The sequence below is a fragment of the Rhodoferax sp. U11-2br genome (assembly GCF_018619435.1).
GTDB lineage: Bacteria > Pseudomonadota > Gammaproteobacteria > Burkholderiales > Burkholderiaceae_C > Rhodoferax.
Map to the genome: position 1 here is coordinate 89,156 of NZ_JAHFZF010000013.1, position 19,090 is coordinate 108,245.

General features: G+C 60.9%; 17 protein-coding genes. 6 read left to right on the forward strand and 11 right to left on the reverse strand.

Going from position 1 to position 19,090, the window contains the following annotated elements:
- Nucleotides 1–5 precede the first annotated feature (5 nt).
- On the forward strand, nt 6–1,100 hold the full coding sequence (locus KKO72_RS10555; RefSeq protein ID WP_214938036.1) for a tartrate dehydrogenase: 1,095 nt from the start codon (nt 6–8) through the stop codon (nt 1,098–1,100).
- Between the two features lie 92 nt (nt 1,101–1,192).
- On the opposite strand, the gene bamC is transcribed toward KKO72_RS10555, so the two are convergent.
- The 4 genes from bamC to KKO72_RS10570 form a co-directional block, all read right to left on the reverse strand.
- Nucleotides 1,193–2,287: an outer membrane protein assembly factor BamC gene (bamC, locus tag KKO72_RS10560; RefSeq protein WP_214938038.1), complete on the reverse strand. Its 1,095-nt coding sequence runs from the start codon at nt 2,285–2,287 to the stop codon at nt 1,193–1,195.
- 37 nt (nt 2,288–2,324) lie between these two features.
- Nucleotides 2,325–3,218, reverse strand: a complete 894-nt coding sequence (gene dapA, locus KKO72_RS10565; RefSeq protein ID WP_214938039.1) for a 4-hydroxy-tetrahydrodipicolinate synthase — start codon at nt 3,216–3,218, stop codon at nt 2,325–2,327.
- A gap of 118 nt (nt 3,219–3,336) precedes the next feature.
- Nucleotides 3,337–3,462, reverse strand: coding sequence for a hypothetical protein (locus tag KKO72_RS21180; protein ID WP_256445083.1), 126 nt, complete (start codon nt 3,460–3,462; stop codon nt 3,337–3,339).
- Between the two features lie 4 nt (nt 3,463–3,466).
- Complete coding sequence (locus KKO72_RS10570) at nt 3,467–4,687, reverse strand: MFS transporter (RefSeq protein ID WP_214938041.1); 1,221 nt, start codon at nt 4,685–4,687, stop codon at nt 3,467–3,469.
- Between the two features lie 110 nt (nt 4,688–4,797).
- Between KKO72_RS10570 and KKO72_RS10575 the strand changes: the two genes are divergently transcribed.
- The 5 genes from KKO72_RS10575 to KKO72_RS10595 all read left to right on the forward strand — a co-directional run bounded on the left by KKO72_RS10575 (nt 4,798) and on the right by KKO72_RS10595 (nt 12,541).
- Complete coding sequence (locus KKO72_RS10575) at nt 4,798–6,768, forward strand: DNA topoisomerase IV subunit B (RefSeq protein ID WP_214938043.1); 1,971 nt, start codon at nt 4,798–4,800, stop codon at nt 6,766–6,768.
- Between the two features lie 75 nt (nt 6,769–6,843).
- The gene (parC, locus tag KKO72_RS10580; protein ID WP_214938045.1) at nt 6,844–9,243 is read left to right on the forward strand and encodes a DNA topoisomerase IV subunit A; all 2,400 of its coding nucleotides are present in this window, start codon (nt 6,844–6,846) and stop codon (nt 9,241–9,243) included.
- Between the two features lie 182 nt (nt 9,244–9,425).
- Entirely contained in the window at nt 9,426–10,136 is a 711-nt protein-coding gene (locus KKO72_RS10585; RefSeq protein WP_214938046.1) for an alpha/beta fold hydrolase, read from the forward strand.
- A gap of 367 nt (nt 10,137–10,503) precedes the next feature.
- On the forward strand, nt 10,504–11,556 hold the full coding sequence (locus tag KKO72_RS10590; RefSeq protein ID WP_214938047.1) for an aromatic ring-hydroxylating dioxygenase subunit alpha: 1,053 nt from the start codon (nt 10,504–10,506) through the stop codon (nt 11,554–11,556).
- A 19-nt stretch (nt 11,557–11,575) separates the two neighbouring features.
- The gene (locus KKO72_RS10595; RefSeq protein WP_214938048.1) at nt 11,576–12,541 is read left to right on the forward strand and encodes a PDR/VanB family oxidoreductase; all 966 of its coding nucleotides are present in this window, start codon (nt 11,576–11,578) and stop codon (nt 12,539–12,541) included.
- An 80-nt stretch (nt 12,542–12,621) separates the two neighbouring features.
- Here KKO72_RS10595 and KKO72_RS10600 read toward each other — a convergent pair whose 3' ends face one another.
- The 7 genes from KKO72_RS10600 to KKO72_RS10630 all read right to left on the reverse strand — a co-directional run bounded on the left by KKO72_RS10600 (nt 12,622) and on the right by KKO72_RS10630 (nt 19,068).
- Nucleotides 12,622–13,206 carry a hemerythrin domain-containing protein gene (locus tag KKO72_RS10600; protein ID WP_214938049.1) on the reverse strand — a complete coding sequence of 195 codons (585 nt, stop codon included), beginning with the start codon at nt 13,204–13,206 and terminating at the stop codon, nt 12,622–12,624.
- Between the two features lie 90 nt (nt 13,207–13,296).
- On the reverse strand, nt 13,297–14,022 hold the full coding sequence (locus KKO72_RS10605) for an ABC transporter ATP-binding protein (protein ID WP_214938050.1): 726 nt from the start codon (nt 14,020–14,022) through the stop codon (nt 13,297–13,299).
- On the reverse strand, nt 14,015–14,800 hold the full coding sequence (locus KKO72_RS10610) for an ABC transporter ATP-binding protein (protein WP_214938051.1): 786 nt from the start codon (nt 14,798–14,800) through the stop codon (nt 14,015–14,017). The genes KKO72_RS10605 and KKO72_RS10610 overlap by 8 nt, the downstream gene beginning before the upstream one ends.
- The gene (locus tag KKO72_RS10615; protein WP_214938052.1) at nt 14,797–15,771 is read right to left on the reverse strand and encodes a branched-chain amino acid ABC transporter permease; all 975 of its coding nucleotides are present in this window, start codon (nt 15,769–15,771) and stop codon (nt 14,797–14,799) included. Before KKO72_RS10615 ends, KKO72_RS10610 begins: the two co-directional genes overlap by 4 nt.
- A 2-nt stretch (nt 15,772–15,773) precedes the next feature.
- A complete protein-coding gene (locus KKO72_RS10620) occupies nt 15,774–16,646 on the reverse strand; it encodes a branched-chain amino acid ABC transporter permease (protein WP_214938053.1) in 873 nt (290 codons plus the stop codon).
- 279 nt (nt 16,647–16,925) lie between these two features.
- Entirely contained in the window at nt 16,926–18,098 is a 1,173-nt protein-coding gene (locus KKO72_RS10625) for an ABC transporter substrate-binding protein (RefSeq protein WP_214938054.1), read from the reverse strand.
- 256 nt (nt 18,099–18,354) lie between these two features.
- Nucleotides 18,355–19,068, reverse strand: a complete 714-nt coding sequence (locus KKO72_RS10630; protein WP_214938062.1) for a GntR family transcriptional regulator — start codon at nt 19,066–19,068, stop codon at nt 18,355–18,357.
- Nucleotides 19,069–19,090 lie beyond the last annotated feature (22 nt).

A 19,090-nucleotide genomic window follows, 5' to 3' on the forward strand; every position in this document is an offset into this window, starting at 1 on the left:
AGCACGTGGCCACACACAAGATTGCTGTCATTGCCGGTGACGGCATTGGCCAGGAGGTGATGCCAGAGGGTCTGCGTGTGCTTGAAGCTGCGGCCGACAAGTTTGGCATCCAACTGCAGATGGATCACTTCGATTTCTCCAGCTGGCAGTACTTCGAGCGGCACGGCCAGATGTTGCCCGACAACTGGAAAGATTTGATCGGCGGCCACGACGCGATTTACTTCGGTGCGGTGGGCTGGCCGGAAAAAATCCCGGACCATGTGTCGTTATGGGGTTCTTTGCTGCTGTTTCGCCGTGAGTTTGACCAGTATGTGAACCTGCGCCCGGCGCGCCTGATGCCCGGCATCACCTGCCCGGTGGTGCGCCGTGACGGCAGTGCGCGTGCGCCCGGTGAGATCGACATGGTGATCGTGCGTGAAAACACCGAGGGTGAATACTCCAGCATCGGTGGGCGCATGTTTGCCGGCACCGAGCGCGAAATCGTGATGCAAGAGACTGTGATGTCACGCGTCGGGGTGGACCGGGTGCTCAAGTTTGCGTTTGATCTGGCCCAATCTCGCCCCAAAAAACACCTGACCAGCGCCACCAAGTCCAACGGCATCGCCATCACCATGCCGTACTGGGACGAGCGGGTGGCCGAGATGGCCAAAGCCTACCCAGATGTCACGGTGGACAAGTTCCACATCGACATCCTGACCGCGCATTTTGTGCAGCGGCCGGATTTTTTTGATGTGGTGGTGGGCAGCAACCTGTTTGGCGACATCCTCAGTGACTTGGGTCCGGCTTGCACCGGAACAATTGCGATTGCACCCAGTGCCAACCTCAACCCTGGGCGCACCCACCCCTCGCTGTTTGAGCCAGTGCATGGCTCAGCCCCAGACATCGCTGGCCAAGCCAAGGCCAACCCGATTGGCCAGATCTGGAGTGGCGCGCTGATGCTGGACTTTCTGGGCTACCGCGCTGCCCATGACGCGGTGTTGCAAGCCATTGAACAGGTGCTGGCCCCCGGCAGTGGCGCACCCCGCACGCCCGATCTGCGTGGTTGCGCCAAGACCCAGGATCTGGGCCAGGCAATCACTCAGGCGCTGCAGTCTTTGTAGCTACTAGCCCTTATTAGATAAGGGCCGGAGCCAATTTGGCCATAAAAAAAGCCACCTGCCGGTCACGGCAGGTGGCTTTTCTCTAAGCGGTCTTATTTCAGGTCTTCTGCCAGCACCTTGATGATGCGTTGTGCATCGGCCACGGCGGCTGCGCTACCGTCAGCGTTTTGCACCGACACCGTGGTGGCATTGCCCTGGCTTAGCACGGCCACGCGGAATTTCGACGGTTGTGCATCCGGTTTGGACTTGCCAAACAGTTTGCCAAAAAAGCCCGGTTCGTCTTTTTCCATGTCGGCGTTGGGGGCCACATAACGCACAAAGTACAGGCCCTTGCTGCGGTCACGGTCTTCCACGGTGAAGTTGGTGCGGTCCAGTGACAGACCCACCCGGCGCCAGGCGCGATCAAAGCCGTCCGCCAGTTGCACCACCGGCTGCCCACCCACGGTGGCGACCTGGGTGTTTTCCTTGACCACACCGGCTGCCAACAGGGCTTTGGATTGTTCTTCACCCACACCCAGCTTGACCATCAGGCGGCGCAGGAATTCGGCCTCCAGCTCGGGGTCGGCGGCGCGGGGCTGCCACACGGTGCGTTCCTTTTCCTTGCTGTCATACACCTCGACCATACCGCGGTGGCTGATGAAAATTTCGGTGCTGCCGTCGGTGCTGCGTTCCAGGCGAGTGCGGAACTTGTCGCGCTCACCGGTGGAGTAGAGCGAGTCAAACACCTTGCCCAAGGTGGCGCGGACGAAGTCCTGGGGAATCTTGGCGCGGTTTTCGGCCCAGTCGGTTTCCATGATGCCCAGGTTGGCCTGGTCCATCGCCAGCAGGAAACCGTTGTCTTGCCAGAACTCCTTGACCGGCTCCCACAACTTGTCGGCCGGGCGGTTGATCACCAGCCAGCGGGTGTTGCCGGAGCGCTCGATGCGCACGTCACCCAGGGACGCTGTTGCGGTGGGGGTGGCCACCACCGTGTTTTGAGCGAGTTGGTAACTCGAAGCGGTCACCGCCGAACCAGGCAGGTTGTAACGGGTGTCTTTGGAAAGCTGCGTCAGGTCAGGCGGAACTTCCAGCGTGGGGGTTTTGTTGGTGGCGGCGCTTTTGTAGTCAACCTTGTCACTCTGTAACACCGAGCAGGCGCTCAGCGCCAGGGTCAGACCGAGCAACAAAAATTTTGGGGAATGGTTCACAAAATATCCTTCAGGAAGAGAGGTTGGCAGGGTCAGCTCAGAGCAGGCCCACGGTGCGCAGGGCAACTTCAACGACAGGTTGGTAGCTTGCACTCAGCTCGGTCATGGGCAGGCGCAGGGTCGGGCCGCACAGGTTCAGGCGAGCTGCAGCCCATTTCACCGGGATCGGATTGGCTTCCAGAAACAGGTTTTTGTGCAGCGGCATCAGTTTGAACTGGATGGCCATGGCACCTTTTGCGTCGCCAGCAATCGCCGCTTGACACAGTTCATGCATCAGGCGGGGCGCCAGGTTGGCGGTGACGCTGATGTTGCCTTGGCCACCACACAACATCAGGGCAACCGCCGTGGCGTCGTCACCCGAGTAGACGGCAAAGCCTTCGGGTGCTTCGCGGATCAGCCACTGGGCACGGTCCAGGTTGCCGGTGGCTTCCTTGATACCGATGATGCCCGGGAGCTGGGCCAGACGCAGGGTTGTTTCGACCGACATGTCAGCCACCGAGCGGCCTGGCACGTTGTACAGCACCATCGGCAGGTCGACTGCTTCGGCAATCGCCTTGAAGTGTTGGTACAGACCTTCCTGGGTGGGTTTGTTGTAGTAGGGCACCACCTGCAACTGGCAGTCGGCGCCAACGCTTTTGGCAAAACCGGCCAGTTCAATGGCTTCAGCGGTGCAGTTGGAGCCACATCCGGCCATGATTGGCACCCGGCCTGCGGCTTGCTCCACCGAGACGCGGATGACTTCGCAATTTTCCTGGATGCTCACCGTGGGGGATTCACCGGTGGTGCCGACCACACCAATGCAGTCGGTGCCCTCGGCGATGTGCCAGTCGATCAGTTTGCGCAAGGCCGGGTAATCTACCGCGCCGTCTGGCAGCATGGGGGTGATCAAGGCAACGATGCTGCCGGTGATGGGTCGGGATAGAGAGGTCATCTTGCGAGCTGGCTCCAGGGTTAGCCCTTTATTCTAGCGAGAGTGGATGCTGCGCCAGACCGGCATCCAGGTAAAGGTTTGGCGGGTGACACGGCGCATGTATCTGGCACGCAGACGCTCAGAAACAGCCCCAGACCTGGTTTGCCAGCATCAACATGAAGTCGGCCTGGCCATACAAAACAAACACCAGCGCCAGCAGCCCGAGCATCATGGCGTACCCCAGAAGTCTGACGGCGGGTTTCATGCGCTCAGGCGGCTTGTGGTGCGGGGCTGCGCACAATCGCCGTCTCCTTGACCGGCAGGTTCACGAGGGCGGCCAGCACCCCCAGCGCGATGGCGATATACCAGACGATGTCATAACTACCTGTGCGGTCGTACAACCAGCCACCGAGCCAGACACCCAGAAACGAGCCAATCTGGTGGCTGAAGAACACAAATCCACCGAGCATCGACAGATGCGCCACCCCAAAAATCTGGGCCACCGCCGCATTGGTGGGTGGCACCGTGGACAACCACAGCAGGCCCATCACCGCTGAAAAGACGTAGACGCTCAGCGGCGTCAGCGGTGCCAGCAAAAACACGCTGATCACCAGCGCACGCGCCAGGTAAATGAAGGCCAGGATGTGTTTTTTCTGCAGGCGTTGGCCCAGCACACCGGCCGCGTAGGTGCCAAACACATTGAACAGGCCGATCAGGGCCAGTGCATAACTGGCCACCTGGGGCGGCAGGCCATGGTCCTTGAGGTAGCTTGGCATGTGCACACCAATGAACACCACCTGAAAACCACACACAAAATAACCGGCCATGAGTAACTGGAAGCTACGGTAGTGCAAGGCCTCGCGCAGCGCTTGCAGGATGGATTGCTCACGGAAATGCCCGGCACCACCTCGGGCATCGGGCTCACGCAGCCCCCAGGCCAGCGGCAGCAGCACAAGCGCCGCCAGCGCCAGGGTCACCAGGGCGTTTTGCCAGCCCAGGCTGTTGATCAGGAAACCTTCGGTGGGCACCATCAGAAACTGGCCAAACGACCCGGCTGCTGCCGCAATGCCCATGGCCCAGGAGCGTTTGTCGGCCGACACATTGCGGCCAATCACGCCGTACACCACGGCATAGGTGGTACCAGCCTGCGCCATGCCGATCAGCACCCCGGTGGTCAGGGAAAAGACCAGCGGCGACGTGGCATAAGCCATACCCAACAAACCCAGCGCATACAGCAGCGCACCCGACACAATCACCCGAAAGGCGCCAAACCGGTCGGCCAGCATGCCGGCAAAAATACCGGACACCCCCCACACCAGATTTTGGATCGCCAGCGCAAAAGCGAAAGTTTCACGGCTCCAGCTCTGGGCTTGTGTAATCGGCTGTAACCACAGGCCAAAACCGTGGCGGATACCCATCGAAACGGTCACGATGGCAGCACCACAGATCAGAATCTGGGTGAGAGAGAGTTTGGGGCTGTGTTCAGACATCGCTGGAATATAGCCAATTGGTTCAAAAGGCGCTGTCTGAGGCCCAAACGCTGTTGATTACCTGTTTTTGCATCCAGTGGATTGCCGGCCCATGACTACAATCACAGGCTATGGCTACCAAACCCAACTCTGAATACTCTGAAGGTTCGATCCGCGTTTTGAAAGGGCTCGAGCCCGTCAAACAGCGTCCGGGCATGTACACCCGCACAGACAACCCGCTACATATCATCCAGGAAGTACTGGACAACGCGGCCGACGAAGCGCTGGCTGGACATGGCAAAAAAATCAAGGTCACGGTGTTTGCCGATGGCTCGGTCAGCATCGAGGACGATGGCCGTGGCATCCCGTTTGGCTTGCATCCCACTGAGAACGCACCGGTGATTGAGCTTGTGTTCACCCAGTTGCACGCCGGCGGCAAGTTCGACAAAGGCAGTGGCGGCGCCTACAGCTTCTCGGGTGGTCTGCACGGTGTGGGTGTCAGCGTGACCAATGCCTTGAGCAGCCGACTGGAGGCCACCACCTACCGCGAGAGCCAGGTGGCTCGGTTGGTGTTCTCGGGCGGTGATGTGATCGAGCCTTTGAGTGTGCGACCAGCTGGTGACGGCGAACGCCGCAGCGGCACGCTGGTGCGGGTCTGGCCGGATGCCAAGTATTTTGAGTCGATGGTGCTGCCGATGGCGCACTTGGAGCACTTGCTGCGCAGCAAGGCGGTGTTGATGCCCGGCGTCACGGTGAGCCTGACACAAGAGAAGGCCAAGGAAACCCAGACCTGGCTGTTCAAAGGCGGCTTGCGTGACTATGTGACACAGACCCTGACGGCCGAACCGGTGATCCCGCTGTTTGAAGGGGCGGGTTTTGCCGACGCGCAGAACGACAGTTTTGCCGACGGTGAAGGTGCGGCCTGGTGTGTGGCCTTCACCGAAGACGGTCAGCCGGTGCGTGAGAGTTATGTGAATCTGATCCCGACCACGGCCGGTGGCACCCACGAGTCCGGCCTGCGTGATGGCTTGTTCACCGCGGTCAAGAGTTTTGTCGAGTTGCATTCGCTGCTGCCCAAGGGTGTCAAGCTGTTGCCTGACGATGTGTTTGCGCGTGCCAGTTATGTGCTCTCGACCAAGGTGCTGGACCCGCAGTTTCAGGGCCAGATCAAGGAGCGCCTCAATTCGCGCGACGCGGTGCGGCTGGTGTCGAGTTTTGTGCGCCCGGCGCTGGAGTTATGGCTCAACCAGAACGTGGAACACGGCAAGAAGTTGGCCGAACTCGCGATCAAGGCCGCTCAAAGCCGCCAGAAGGCCAGCCAGAAGGTCGAAAAACGCAAGGGCTCAGGCGTGGCGGTGTTGCCCGGCAAGCTGACCGACTGCGAAAGCCGTGACATTCTCGAGAACGAGATGTTCCTGGTCGAAGGGGATTCGGCCGGTGGTAGTGCCAAGATGGGCCGCAACAAGGAAAGCCAGGCCGTTCTGCCGTTGCGCGGCAAGGTGCTCAACACCTGGGAGGTCGAGCGTGACCGCCTGTTTGCCAACAACGAAATCCATGACATCGCGGTGGCGATTGGTGTGGACCCCCACGGCCCGGACGATACCCCCGACCTGAGTGGCCTGCGTTACGGCAAGATTTGTATCCTGAGTGATGCGGACGTGGACGGCTCACACATCCAGGTGCTGCTGCTGACCCTGTTTTTCAAACACTTTCCTAAGCTGGTGGATGCCGGTCATATTTATGTGGCGCGCCCGCCCTTGTTCCGGGTCGATGCACCTGCGCGTGGCAAAAAGCCCGCGTCCAAAGCCTATGCGCTGGACGAAGGTGAGTTGACGGTGATACTGGACAAGTTGCGCAAGGAAGGTGTGCGTGAAGGCGCCTGGACCATCAGCCGCTTCAAAGGTCTGGGCGAGATGAATGCCGAACAGCTGTGGGACACCACCCTGAACCCCGACACCCGCCGCCTGCTGCAGGTGGGGCTGGGCGGTCTAGACACCAAACAGACCGCCGAGCTGATGACCAAGCTCATGGGCAAGGGTGAAGCCGGTGCCCGGCGCGACCTGATGGAGTTGCACGGCGATTCGGTGGACCTGGATATTTAGTCATTTTTGCCTTCAGCCCTTACAAGTCAAGGGCTAGCAGCTACAACAGTCAGAGCAGATCACAAGAGTTTCCCCATGACCGACATCATTTTGATTGACCCACCGCAGCCCAGCCAACCTGATGCGGACGAGACCCCCAGTCTGGCCAGTTACGCCCAGCGTGCTTACCTGGAGTACGCGCTCAGTGTGGTCAAGGGCCGCGCCTTGCCCGACGTCTGTGACGGCCAGAAGCCGGTGCAGCGCCGCATCTTGTACGCCATGTCGCGCATGGGCTTAGGGTTTGGTGGGGCCAATGGCAACACCGGCGCCAAGCCGGTCAAGTGCGCGCGCGTGGTCGGTGATGTGCTGGGCCGTTACCACCCGCATGGCGACAGTGCTGCGTATGACGCGCTGGTGCGTATGGCGCAAGACTTTTCCCAGCGTTACCCGCTGATCGACGGCCAGGGCAACTTTGGCAGCCGTGACGGCGACGGTGCCGCTGCCATGCGTTACACCGAAGCGCGCCTGGCCAAAATCACCAGCCTGCTGCTCGACGAAATCGACGAAGGCACGGTCGACTTCACACCGAATTACGACGGATCCACCGAAGAGCCTCGCCAGCTGCCCGCCCGCCTGCCGTTTGCGCTGCTCAACGGCGCCAGCGGTATTGCGGTCGGTTTGGCCACCGAAATCCCGAGCCACAACCTGGGTGAAGTGGCACAAGCTTGTGTGGCGCTGATCAAGAACCCCGAGCTGACTGACGACGAGTTGTTCTCCCTGGTGCCCGGGCCGGATTACCCAGGCGGAGGCCAGATCATCAGCAGCGCAGGTGAAATTGCCGAGGCGTATCGCACCGGTCGCGGTTCGCTCAAATGCCGTGCGCGCTGGAAGATCGAGGATCTGGCGCGTGGCCAGTGGCAATTGGTGGTGACCGAGTTGCCGCCCGGTGTCAGCACCCAGCGCGTGTTGGAAGAGATTGAGGACCTGAGCAACCCCAAGGTCAAGGCCGGTAAAAAGGCGCTCACGCTGGAGCAAAACCAGCTGAAGGCCACGCTGCTGTCGGTGCTGGACGGGGTGCGTGACGAGTCCAGCAAAGACGCCGCGGTGCGCCTGGTATGTGAACCCAAAACCAGCCGCATCGGCCAACAGGAACTGATCAACACCTTGCTGGCACACACCAGCCTGGAGACCACCAGCCCGATCAACCTGACCATGATTGGCCTGGATGGCCGACCCACGCAAAAGTCGCTGCGCCAGATGTTCACCGAGTGGATTGCGTTTCGCCAGACCACCATCGAGCGGCGTTCGCAGCACCGCTTGGACAAGGTGTTGGATCGCATCCACATCCTGGAGGGCAGGGCGCTGGTGCTCCTCAATATTGACGAAGTGATTGCCATCATCCGTCAGAGTGACGAGCCCAAAGCGGCGCTGATAGAGCGCTTCAAACTGTCTGAACGCCAAGCCGAAGACATTCTTGAAATCCGCTTGCGCCAACTGGCCCGGCTGGAGGCGATCAAGATAGAGCAGGAATTGGCTGGTCTGCGTGGTGAGCAACAAAAACTCGAAGAACTGCTGGGCAGCCCGGCCGTGTTGCGCCGCCTGATGGTCAAGGAAATTGAGGCGGATGCCAAAACCTTTGCCGACCCACGCCGCACCCTGATCCAGGCCGAGAAAAAAGTCGTGCTCGAAGTCAAGGTGGTGGACGAGCCGGTGACGGTGGTGGTCAGCCAAAAAGGCTGGGTGCGTGCACAAAAAGGCTGGGCCAAGGAGCGCACGGCAGGTGCTGGCGCGGCAACGGTTGGTGCCGCGCAGCCGGAATACACCTTCAAGGCCGGGGATGCCTTGTACGGCACCTTCGAGTGCCGCACGGTGGACACCTTGCTGGCCTTTGGCAGCAATGGCCGCGTTTATTCGGTGCCGGTGTCGCTGCTGCCGGGTGGTCGTGGTGATGGCCAACCCATCACCAGCCTGATCGAACTGGAGGCAGGCACCCAGCTGCTGTATTACTTTGCCGGGCCGATGAGCGCCACGCTGCTGCTGTCCAGTTCCGGTGCCTACGGTTTCCTGGCATCGGTTGAGAACATGGTCAGCAAGTTCAAGGCGGGCAAGGCCTTTGTCACGGTCAACGACGGAGAGGTGCTGTGCGCGCCCTCGGTGGTGGCGAGTGAGGCGGGCTCGGCACCATGGCCAGCGGCCACCCATGTGGCCTGCGCCTCGGTGGGTGGGCGGATTCTGACCTTTGAGATCAGTGAACTCAAGACCCTGGCCAACGGCGGGCGTGGCCTGATGCTGATCGACCTGGAAGACAAGGACACGCTGGCTGGTGCCTGCGCCTACAACCGCAGTGTGCGCATCGACGGCATCGGCCGTGGTGGCAAAGTGCGTGATGAAACCCTGGAAATCCGCAGCCTCAACAACGCCCGTGCCGCACGGGCGCGCAAGGGCAAGCTGGCGGACCTGGGCTTCAAACCGGCGTCGGTGACACGGGTCGAGTGATCTGACAGCCAGTTGTCATACCAGGCTGCGATGATCTGAGGTGAAGGCGCCGGGATGTCGGTCAGACCATGCTGTGCACCAGACCCGACCTTATTCTGGACGGGATACTGGCAAGCTTATTGCAGTGTCCTGGTGCTTGTGCCAGCTGTGTTGGCCCCTGCGATTGACTGGAGTGACCTGAGATGAAACCCGTTTTGATCCTTTGCCCTGGGCTGATGTGTGATGACGCCGTCTGGGCACCACAACTGCCCGCCTTGTCGGCCACCCATGACTGCATCGTGATGGACTACGGCCTGCGCACCACCTTGGCCGACATGGCCCGCCAGGTGCTGGAGACCGCACCGCCCGGGGTGTTTGCACTGGCCGGCCATTCGATGGGCGGGCGGGTGGCGCTGGAGGTGGTGCGCCTGGCGCCGCAGCGTGTGTCACATCTGGCCTTGCTCGATACCGGCACCCACCCCCTGGCCGAGGGGGAGCCCGGTGTCAAGGAAAAAGCGGGCCGACTGGCCTTGGTGGCCTTGGCCAAAGAGCAGGGCATGCGGGTCATGGGGCGCCAATGGTTACCCAACATGGTGCACCCGGACGTGCATGGCACGCCGCTGTTTGAATCGATTCTGGACATGTTAGAGCGCAGCAACCCCGAGCGTTTTGCCGCACAGATCCACGCGCTGCTGGCCCGTCCGGACGCTGCGGTGGTGTTGCCCACCATCAGCGGCCCGACCCTGGTGCTGACCGGTGAGCAAGACCTGTGGAGCCCGCCCGAGCAACACGCAGCGTTTGCCCGCATCATCCGGGATGCCGAGCTGGTGGTGGTCCGCCACTGCGGCCACATGAGCACGCTGGAACAGCCCGAGGCCGTCACGGCAGCGATGCAACGCTGGTTGCAGCGTTAAGCTACTGCAATATCAGGAGCTACTGGCCCTTGTTGGATAAGGGCTAGAGACCCATTTGGCTTGAAACCCATGGTCAGGCCGGCACCCCACCCGGGCACACGAGTTTGCCTCGCAGCGCGCTTCAAAACACCCCAGCTCCTGCCCCGTTGATCCGGGGCGCTCACATTTCCCACGGCGGCGTTGGGTTTGGCCGCCAGCATGCGCAGGGGTGACCTGTTCAACATCTTGTTATATCTGCTATTGGATACAGTATCCTAGGATTTACCCTTTATAAAGGGCAAATCAGCTTGTTTTAGGGGGTTGTTGTATACAAAATTGGTGCATCCAACGGTTTACCTAACCCTTAGCCCACCCCATAGAGGTCACCATGTTCCTGAAAAACACCTGGTATGTTGCTGCCACCCCCAACGAGATCGACGACAAACCCCTGGGCCGCACCATCTGCGGCGAATCCATCGCCTTCTACCGTGGCGAGGCCAACAAGGTGGCCGCGGTGGAAGACTTCTGCCCACACCGGGGTGCGCCGCTGTCGCTCGGTTATGTGTCTGAGGGCAAACTGGTCTGTGGTTACCACGGCCTGGAAATGGGCTGTGAGGGCAAGACCATCGCCATGCCGGGCCAGCGTGTGCGCGGTTTTCCCGCCATCAAAAGTTACCCGGTGGTGGAGCGCTACGGCTTCATCTGGGTCTGGCCGGGTGATGCGGCCCAGGCCGACGAGGCCCAAATCCCGCACATGGACTGGTATGACAACCCCGAGTGGGCCTATGGTGGTGGGCTGTACCACATCGCTTGCGACTACCGCCTGATGATCGACAACCTGATGGACCTGACGCACGAGACCTATGTGCACGCCACCAGCATCGGCCAGAAAGAAATTGATGAGACGCCCTGTAAGACCACCACCGAGGGCGACATGGTGGTCACCAGCCGCTTCATGAGCGGCATCCAGCCGCCGCCGTTTTGGAAAATGGGTTTGCGTGCCAACAACCTGGCCGACGATGTGCCGGTGGACCGTTGGCAGATTTGCCGCTTCACCCCGCCGAGCCATGTGATGATTGAAGTGGGCGTGGCGCACCAGGGGCATGGTGGTTACGACGCGCCCAACGACAAAAAAGCTTACAGCGTGGTGGTGGACTTCATCACCCCCGAGACCGAGACCTCGATCCATTACTTCTGGGGCATGGCGCGCAAGTTCAAACCCGAAGACCGTGCGCTCACCGCCAGCATCCGCGAGGGCCAGGGCAAAATTTTTGCCGAAGACCTGGAGATGCTGGAGCGCCAACAAAAGAACCTGCTGGCGCACCCCGAGCGCGCCTTGCTGATGCTCAACATCGACGCCGGTGGTGTGCAGTCGCGCCGCGTATTAGACCGCTTATTGGCACAGGATGCCGCACAGCCCTTGTCAGCATTGGCTGCTTAACTCCATTTCTCATAGCAACATGACAAGCTCGACACTTTCTGTGCGTGTGACGCGCAAATGGACCGAGGCGCAAGACATCTGCGCCTTGGAACTGATGGCGCAACCGGGGCAGAGCCTGCCCGCGTTTTCGGCAGGCTCTCACATTGACGTGCATTTGCTCGGCAGTTTCACTCGCTCGTATTCGCTGTGCAATGACCCTCAAGAGCAGCATCGCTACGTGATTGGCGTGCTGCGTGACCCGGCATCACGCGGTGGCTCGGTGGCGGTGCATGATCTGATTAAGACCGGGCAGACCTTGCAGATCAGCCCGCCCAAAAACCACTTTGCCTTGCAGCAGGATGCCCGACGCCATCTGCTGCTGGCCGGTGGCATTGGCATCACGCCCATTCTGTGCATGGCTGAGCACCTGGCCAAGAGCGGGGCTGACTTTGAGCTGCATTACTGCAGCCGTTCGCGGGAACGTACCGCCTTTGTCCAGCACATCGCAGCGTCGGCCTTTGCCCAGCGTGTCCAGTTCCATTTTGACGACGCCGCACCCGCACAACAACTGGATCTGACGGCGATGCTGGCAACACCCACACCGGGTCAGCACCTGTATGTCTGCGGTCCCAAGGGCTTCATGGACGCGGTGCTGGGCAGCGCCCGTGCCAAAGGCTGGCCCGAGGCACAGTTGCACTACGAGTTTTTTGCTGCCGAGGTGAAACACAGCGCAGACGAGGCCAGCTTTGAAGTGCAACTGGCCAGCAGCGGCAAGGTGATCCCCGTGGCAGGTGGCCAGACGGTGCTGCAGGCTCTATCTGCTGCGGGTGTGGAGATCGAGTTTGCCTGTGAGCAGGGTGTCTGTGGCACCTGCCTGACCCGGGTGTTGCAAGGTGTGCCCGAGCACAAAGACAGCTACCTGACCCCCGAAGAACAGGCCGCCAACGACCAGTTTTTGCCCTGTTGCTCACGCGCCAAGACGGCGCGGCTGGTGCTGGATCTCTGAGTCGCTCTGTCTGCTGCGTTAGTCATAGCGCCCTGGCCTGATAAAAAAAGGGCCAAGGCGCAATTCTTTCAAAACGCCGCTTAAGCCTCACCCAAGCCAATTGGCGCGGGTGCCTGGGTCACGATCTGGGTGAACAGGCGGTCGTAGATCGGGTCGCGTGGGTACTTGCCGGTGAGGGGGTCGCAGTTGGTCTCAAAAGCGGCATCAATCACAGACCAGTCCTCGGCACTGAGCACCCGCAGGGCCGCAGGTAACACCACGGTTTCTTCCAGGCGCATGTGAGTCATGTAAAAACTCAGGTAACGCCGGGCGGCGTTCTCAAACACGGCGCGGCGGGTTTCGCCCAGCAGCTCCCAGGCCAGTAACTGGTGTTGCAATTCACGCACCGCGACTTCGCCATGGGCATGGTCCTGGCCCAGCTGCTCAATCGCGGTGCGGGTTTCGGGCGCCAGCCGGGCCACGGGCGGGAACAGCAGCTCGGTCTCTTTGGGGTGGTGGCGTTGTTCGGGAAACTCGTCGATGTAGAACAACATCGCACGCATCACCTCAAAAAAAGTCTGTGGGTTGGCACCCGGGCCCCGGTCGAGCATCATGCCGATGGAGCGCAGCATCGAGGCCAGGGCGGTGTGTTCGTCGTGGATGATTTGAATGCTGGAGTGGATCAACTGGATTCCCCTTGGGTTTGAGTATCAAAACAGGCTGTAGCCCTTATTTTGAAAGGGCTTGTAGCTCTACAAATCAGAGTAAGCAAGGCGTCAACGCGCCACCCCCAGCAACTTGTCGAGCAGCTCGGGCTGCTCCTGCAGGCTGCGCGCGCTGCCCGCATACACCACGGTGCCATGGTCCAGCACCGCCGCGGTGTCCGAGATCGCCAAAATCGCCTGCGGGTGTTGTTCCACGATGATGGCAGAGAGACCCTCCTCACGCGTGATACGCCGGATGGCCCGCAGCAGCTCCTGCACGATGATGGGCGCCAGGCCTTCGCAGGGTTCGTCCAGCAGCAGCAGCGTCGGGTTGAGCACCAGCGCACGGCCCAGGGCCAGCATCTGTTGTTCACCGCCCGAGAGTTGGGTGCCCAGGTTGCTCTTGCGTTCGGCCAGCCGGGGAAACAGCTCATAAACCCGTGCCGGCGTCCAGGGGCTCGACGCTCGCCCAGCACGCTGTGGCCGCGCCACGGCGGTGAGGTTTTCATGCACCGTGAGTGACTTGAAGATGTTGCGCTCTTGCGGCACCCAGCCAATACCCGCCGCCGCCCGTTCGTGGGACGGCAGCTTGTGCAGCACTTGGCCGCCCAGCAGGATGCTGCCCGCGTGTTGCTGGGTGGCGCCAGCCAGGGTGTTGATCAAGGTGGTTTTGCCGGTGCCGTTGCGCCCGAGCAGGGCCAACGTCTGACCGGGGTCGATCGAGAGTGACACCTCATGCAACACCACGGCTTCGCCATAACCAGCGCTCAAGCCTTGCACATTTAACAGTTCAGCCATGGGTCGCGGCTCCCAGCGTATCGTTGAGTTCATCACCGTGGCCCAGGTACACCGCTTTGACCTGCGGGTCGTTGGCGATGGTGTCGGGGTCACCTTCGGTGAGCACCGTGCCGTTGACCAGCACCGTCATGCGTTTGGCAAAGCTGAACACCAGATCCATGTCGTGTTCGATCAGTAACACCGACACATCGGTCGGCAGGGCGGCCACGGTTTGCAGCAGCTCCTCACGCTCACCGGCGGGCACACCAGCCACCGGCTCGTCGAGCAGCAGCACACGCGGCTCGCAGGCCAGGGCAATGGCAATCTCCAGCAGGCGGCGTTTGCCGTAGGCCAGCACCTTTGTCTGCTGATCCATCACGGAGGTCAGATGAAATTGCTCCAGCAGTTGCTCACAGCGCTCGGTCACACCTTGTTGAGCGCCCAGAGCCTGCCACCAGCGGTTGCCCAGGCCTTGGTGTTGCGACACCGTCATGGCCAAGGTTTCCAGCGGGGTGAGTGAATCAAACAGCTGGTTGATCTGAAAGGTGCGCACCATGCCACGGCGCACCCGCTGGTAGGGGGCCAGTTGGGTGATGTCTTGCCCCTCCAACGTGATGCTGCCCGAGGTCGGTTGCAGCACACCAGTCAGCAGGTTGATCAGTGTGGTTTTGCCCGCGCCATTGGGGCCAATCAGCGCGTGGCGTGCGCCCTGTTTTAAATCAAGGGTGACGTGGTTGGTGGCGGTGATGCCGCCAAACTTCATCACCAGATTGTTGGCAGAAAGAACCGTCGTGCTCATGAGTGGCTCCCGCTTTGACCGGGTTTGAACCAGCGCCAAGGACGCAGCAGCCTGTCACGCCCAACCAGCACCAACACCACCAGGAACAGGCCGATCCAGAAGGTCCAGTACTGCGGGGTGATGCTCGACAGTGCATCCTGCATCAGCTTGAACACAATCGCCCCGGTGATGCCGCCGTACAGCCAGCCGACACCCCCCACCACCAGGATCAGCATCACGTCAGCCGAGCGGTGAAACTCGAACAGGTCGAGCGAGGCAAAGCCGGTGGTCTGCGCCATCACCGCACCGGCGGCGCCCGCCACCGCAGCGGCCACGGTGTAGATCAAGGCTAGGCGGCTGTTGACTGGGATGCCAATCGCCATGGCACGTAACCGGTTGTCACGAATCGCTTTCAGCGTGGCACCAAACGGCGAGTTGACCAGACGCCGGGCCAGTGCAAACACCAATAACAGCACAGTCAGGGAATACCAGGCCGAGGTGCGGCCATACAGGTCAAACTCAAACTGCCCCAGTAGCGGCCCCATGACCACACCCTGCAGGCCATCGGCACCACCGGTTAACCAGTCGAGTTTGTTGGCCAGCTCCATCAGGATCAGGCCGACCCCCATGGTCACCATCAGCCGGGTCAGGTCGGTGCCGCGCAAAATGGTGGCGCTGCACAGGGCGCCCAATAGCGTGGCGGTCAAGATGCCAAAAGCCAGGCCCAGCAGCGGGTCGGGCATCACCAGTTTGGCAAACAGCGCTGCCGAATACGCGCCCATGCCAAAAAAGGCGGCGTGGCCGAGTGAGACGATGCCGGTGAAACCCAGGATCAGGTCCAGCGACAAGGCAAACAGCGCCACGATGGCAATCTCGTTGATGATCAGCGCGTGGCTGCCCAGCAGCAGGGGTGAAGCCAGGGCAAGGAGCCACAGAGGGATTTCCCAGAGCTTCCAGCGGCCCTGGTTTTGCAACAGTTTCTGTGTGCCCATGGTCATTTGCCTCCTTTGCGCACAAACAGGCCCTGTGGGCGCCAGATCAGAATCAGAATCATCAGGCTGTACACAATGAAGCCACCCAGTTTGGGGATGTAGTACTTGCCCGCCACATCGGCAATGCCCAGCAGCAGCGCGGCCAGCAGCGGCCCAGTGATGCTGGAGGTGCCACCCACGGCCACCACAATCAAAAAGTAGGTCATGTACTTCAGGGCAAAGGTGGGCTCCAGGCCCAGCACCTCGGCACCCAAGGCGCCACCCAGCCCGGCCAGGCCGGAGCCCACGGCAAAGGTGCCCAGAAACACCATGTTCACATTGATGCCCATGCCAGCCGCCACCCGCTGGTCGTCCACCGAGGCACGCAGCTGGCTGCCAAAACGGGTTTGGGTCAGCACATACTGCAGACCCACGGTGAGTGCGGCGCAGACCACAATGATGAACACCCGGTAATGCCCCATGCCCAGCATCAACACACCTTCGCCAATTTCGGTGCGGCCCTTGAGCCATTCCGGCAACTGGACGATCTGCTGGCTCGACCCAATGAAGTAGTCGGCGCAGGCTACCGCCATAAAGGTCAGGCCAATCGAAAACAGCACCTGGTCCAGATGGGGCTTGTTGTAGAGCGGGCGGTAAAGGGTGCGCTCCAGCACCCCACCCAGCAGCGCCGAGCCGATGAATGCCAACGGCAGGCACAACAAAAAGGGCACCCCCATTTTTTGCATCAGCAGCACGGTGATGTAGCCGCCCACCATGGCAAAAGCGCCGTGAGCCAGGTTGATGAAATTCATCAGCCCCATGGTCACGGCCAGGCCGACCGACAGGATGAACAGCAGCATGCCGTAGGCGATGCCGTCGAAGAGGATGGTTAGCATGAGAAGTGGGTGTTCATCAGGGTTAGGAACAAACAGGAAAAATCAGGGAGTTTTCGGCAACCGGCAGCAACTTATCGATTGGGTAAGGTGATTGGGCAATGTGACCGGGCTTCGGGGTGGAAGGCGCGGAGACAGTCTGGGAATACCCGCTAATAACACCCGCGTGATTTCACCCCGAAACCGCATGCGCATTGCCCAGTTGCCCTGCCCAATACCCACAGTCCTTGCGCCCAATCACTCCATCCAAGGCGGGACTCGTGCCCAAGCTTTTTTAAACCCTTACTTGGCCTTGCCCGGGTCTTTCACGTCCTTGATCACGTCAAACTCGATGTTGTAGAGCTGGCCGTCTTTTTTCTCGACCTTGCGCAGGTAGATGTTTTGCACCACATCACGTGTTTGTGCGTCGATGAACATCGGGCCACGTGGGCTCTCGAAAATCTGGCCCTTCATCGCCGCCAACAGACCATCACCACCACCTTGGCCCTTGGACGTTTTGAGCGCTTCGTAAATCATCCGCATACCGTCATAACCACCGATGGCCATGAAGTTGGGGCGCAGGCCTGGGTTGGCTTTTTTGAACGCATCCACAAACTTCTGGTTCAGCGGCGAAGGATGGGCGGCCGAGTAATGGTGGGAGGTGACCACCCCCAGCGCGCCATCACCCATGTCGTTGAGCTGGTCATCGTCGGTGAGGTCACCTGTGCCAATCAGTTTGATACCCGCTTTGTCCATGCCACGTTCCAGAAACTGCTTCATCACCGCCGCACCGGCACCCGAGGGCACAAACACAAACAGTGCATCGGGTTTGATGTCGCGCACTTTTTGCAGGAACGGAGCAAAGTCCGGGCTGCGCAGCGGCACCCGCAAGGCCTCGACGACCAGCCCACCATTGAAGACCAAACGCTCTTTGAAATACTTTTCAGCATCAATACCCGGACCGTAGTCGCTGACCAGGGTCACTACCTTCTTGATGCCATTTTTGGGCACCCAGTCAGCCAGCGCGACCGAGGCCTGTGGCAGTGTGAAGCTGGTGCGCACCACATAGGGCGAGGCTTCTGTGATGCTGGAGGTGGCGGCGGCCATCACCACCATCGGTGTTTTGGACTGGGTGGCCAGCGGCGCGGTGGCCAGGGCCGAGGGTGTGATGCCAAACCCCGCCAGCACATTGACCTTGTTGTTGACGATCAACTCCTGCGCCAGGCGTTTGGTCACATCGGGCACGCTGGTGTCGTCCTTGACGATCAGCTCCACCTTTTTGCCCGCCACGGTGTCGCCGTTTTGCGCCATGTAGAGCTTGGCCGCGGCCTCGATCTGGCGACCGGTGCTGGCTTGCTGGCCGGTCATCGGCAGGATCAGCCCGATTTTGAAGGTGTCGCCCTGTGCTATGGCGTTGGTAGCTGCCAAGCCACAAATGGCAAGGGCTGTGGCGTGAAGGAACAATCTCTTGTGCATGGTTTGTCTCCAATATGTGTTGCGGATCTGCTTCTATTTGCAGTGACTGTGCCGTGAAACACCACCACATGCAATAGCGATTCCCGACTCTTTGTTATAACGCTTTGCAATAACCCAAACGCCACCTGAAGCTGCCGCTGGGTCAGCGCGGCAAAGTGTAGGGGGCATCAATGGGACGAGGGGTGTGCCACCGGATTGACCCGCAAATGGGGGGTCAAGGTGTTGGCCCGATACCCGCCGCCAGGCGGGCGTGTGCTCAGCTGCGCTGTTGGATCAGCTGCACACCGGGCACGGGGTGCTTGGCCTGGTTCAGGATGGCATCGCGCAGGTTGCGCTGGGCAATACGCGAGTGTTCCCGCATCAGTGCCTCGGCCCGGCTGCCCTCGTGCCGCTCAATCGCATCGAGCACCTGCCAGTGCTGGTCTTGCGCCACGACGAGCCGGTCGCGCGCCTTGGGGGAGTGGGCCTGCGCGACGACAAAGCCTGACGGAGACGCAAAGGGCAGGCCGTAGACCCGCTCCAGCTCCTTGGTCATCAGGCTGCTGCCCGCCATCTCGCTGAGCAGCGCATGAAAGCGCGCGTTCAAATCCACATAACGCGAGAACGCGGCAGCGTCCAGCGCGGCTTGGTCCAGTAAGGCATCGATGGCTTGCAGGCAAACGCGCGCCTGCGTCAGCAGCTTGGGTGGGGCGCCGCGTTCGGCACACAGGCGGGCACACAAGCCCTCCAACGTGCCACGTAACTCAATCGCCTCGGACACATCCCGCTCCGAAAACGTTTTGACCGCATAACCCCCGTTGGGCAGGGCATCCAGCAGGCCTTCCTGCTCCAGGCGCAGCAGCGCGGCGCGGATCGGGGTACGTGAAAAGCCCAGTTTCTCGACCACGGCCAGTTCGGCGATGCGGCTGCCGCCGGGCCATTCACCATCCAGAATCATGGCGCGCATGCGCAGCAGGGCCTGCACCTGCACCGGGGTGGGTGCACCGCTGGGC

What these genes read in the sequence shown, in the direction of transcription:
- KKO72_RS10595 (WP_214938048.1), top strand. Translation starts at nt 11,576, where the DNA reads ATGACAAGCTCGACACTTTCTGTGCGTGTGACGCGCAAATGGACCGAG.
- KKO72_RS10625 (WP_214938054.1), bottom strand. Translation starts at nt 18,098, where the DNA reads ATGCACAAGAGATTGTTCCTTCACGCCACAGCCCTTGCCATTTGTGGC.
- KKO72_RS10615 (WP_214938052.1), bottom strand. Translation starts at nt 15,771, where the DNA reads ATGGGCACACAGAAACTGTTGCAAAACCAGGGCCGCTGGAAGCTCTGG.
- parC (WP_214938045.1), top strand. Translation starts at nt 6,844, where the DNA reads ATGACCGACATCATTTTGATTGACCCACCGCAGCCCAGCCAACCTGAT.
- KKO72_RS10570 (WP_214938041.1), bottom strand. Translation starts at nt 4,687, where the DNA reads ATGTCTGAACACAGCCCCAAACTCTCTCTCACCCAGATTCTGATCTGT.
- KKO72_RS10605 (WP_214938050.1), bottom strand. Translation starts at nt 14,022, where the DNA reads ATGGCTGAACTGTTAAATGTGCAAGGCTTGAGCGCTGGTTATGGCGAA.
- dapA (WP_214938039.1), bottom strand. Translation starts at nt 3,218, where the DNA reads ATGACCTCTCTATCCCGACCCATCACCGGCAGCATCGTTGCCTTGATC.
- KKO72_RS21180 (WP_256445083.1), bottom strand. Translation starts at nt 3,462, where the DNA reads ATGAAACCCGCCGTCAGACTTCTGGGGTACGCCATGATGCTCGGGCTG.
- KKO72_RS10575 (WP_214938043.1), top strand. Translation starts at nt 4,798, where the DNA reads ATGGCTACCAAACCCAACTCTGAATACTCTGAAGGTTCGATCCGCGTT.
- KKO72_RS10620 (WP_214938053.1), bottom strand. Translation starts at nt 16,646, where the DNA reads ATGCTAACCATCCTCTTCGACGGCATCGCCTACGGCATGCTGCTGTTC.
- KKO72_RS10590 (WP_214938047.1), top strand. Translation starts at nt 10,504, where the DNA reads ATGTTCCTGAAAAACACCTGGTATGTTGCTGCCACCCCCAACGAGATC.
- KKO72_RS10585 (WP_214938046.1), top strand. Translation starts at nt 9,426, where the DNA reads ATGAAACCCGTTTTGATCCTTTGCCCTGGGCTGATGTGTGATGACGCC.
- KKO72_RS10610 (WP_214938051.1), bottom strand. Translation starts at nt 14,800, where the DNA reads ATGAGCACGACGGTTCTTTCTGCCAACAATCTGGTGATGAAGTTTGGC.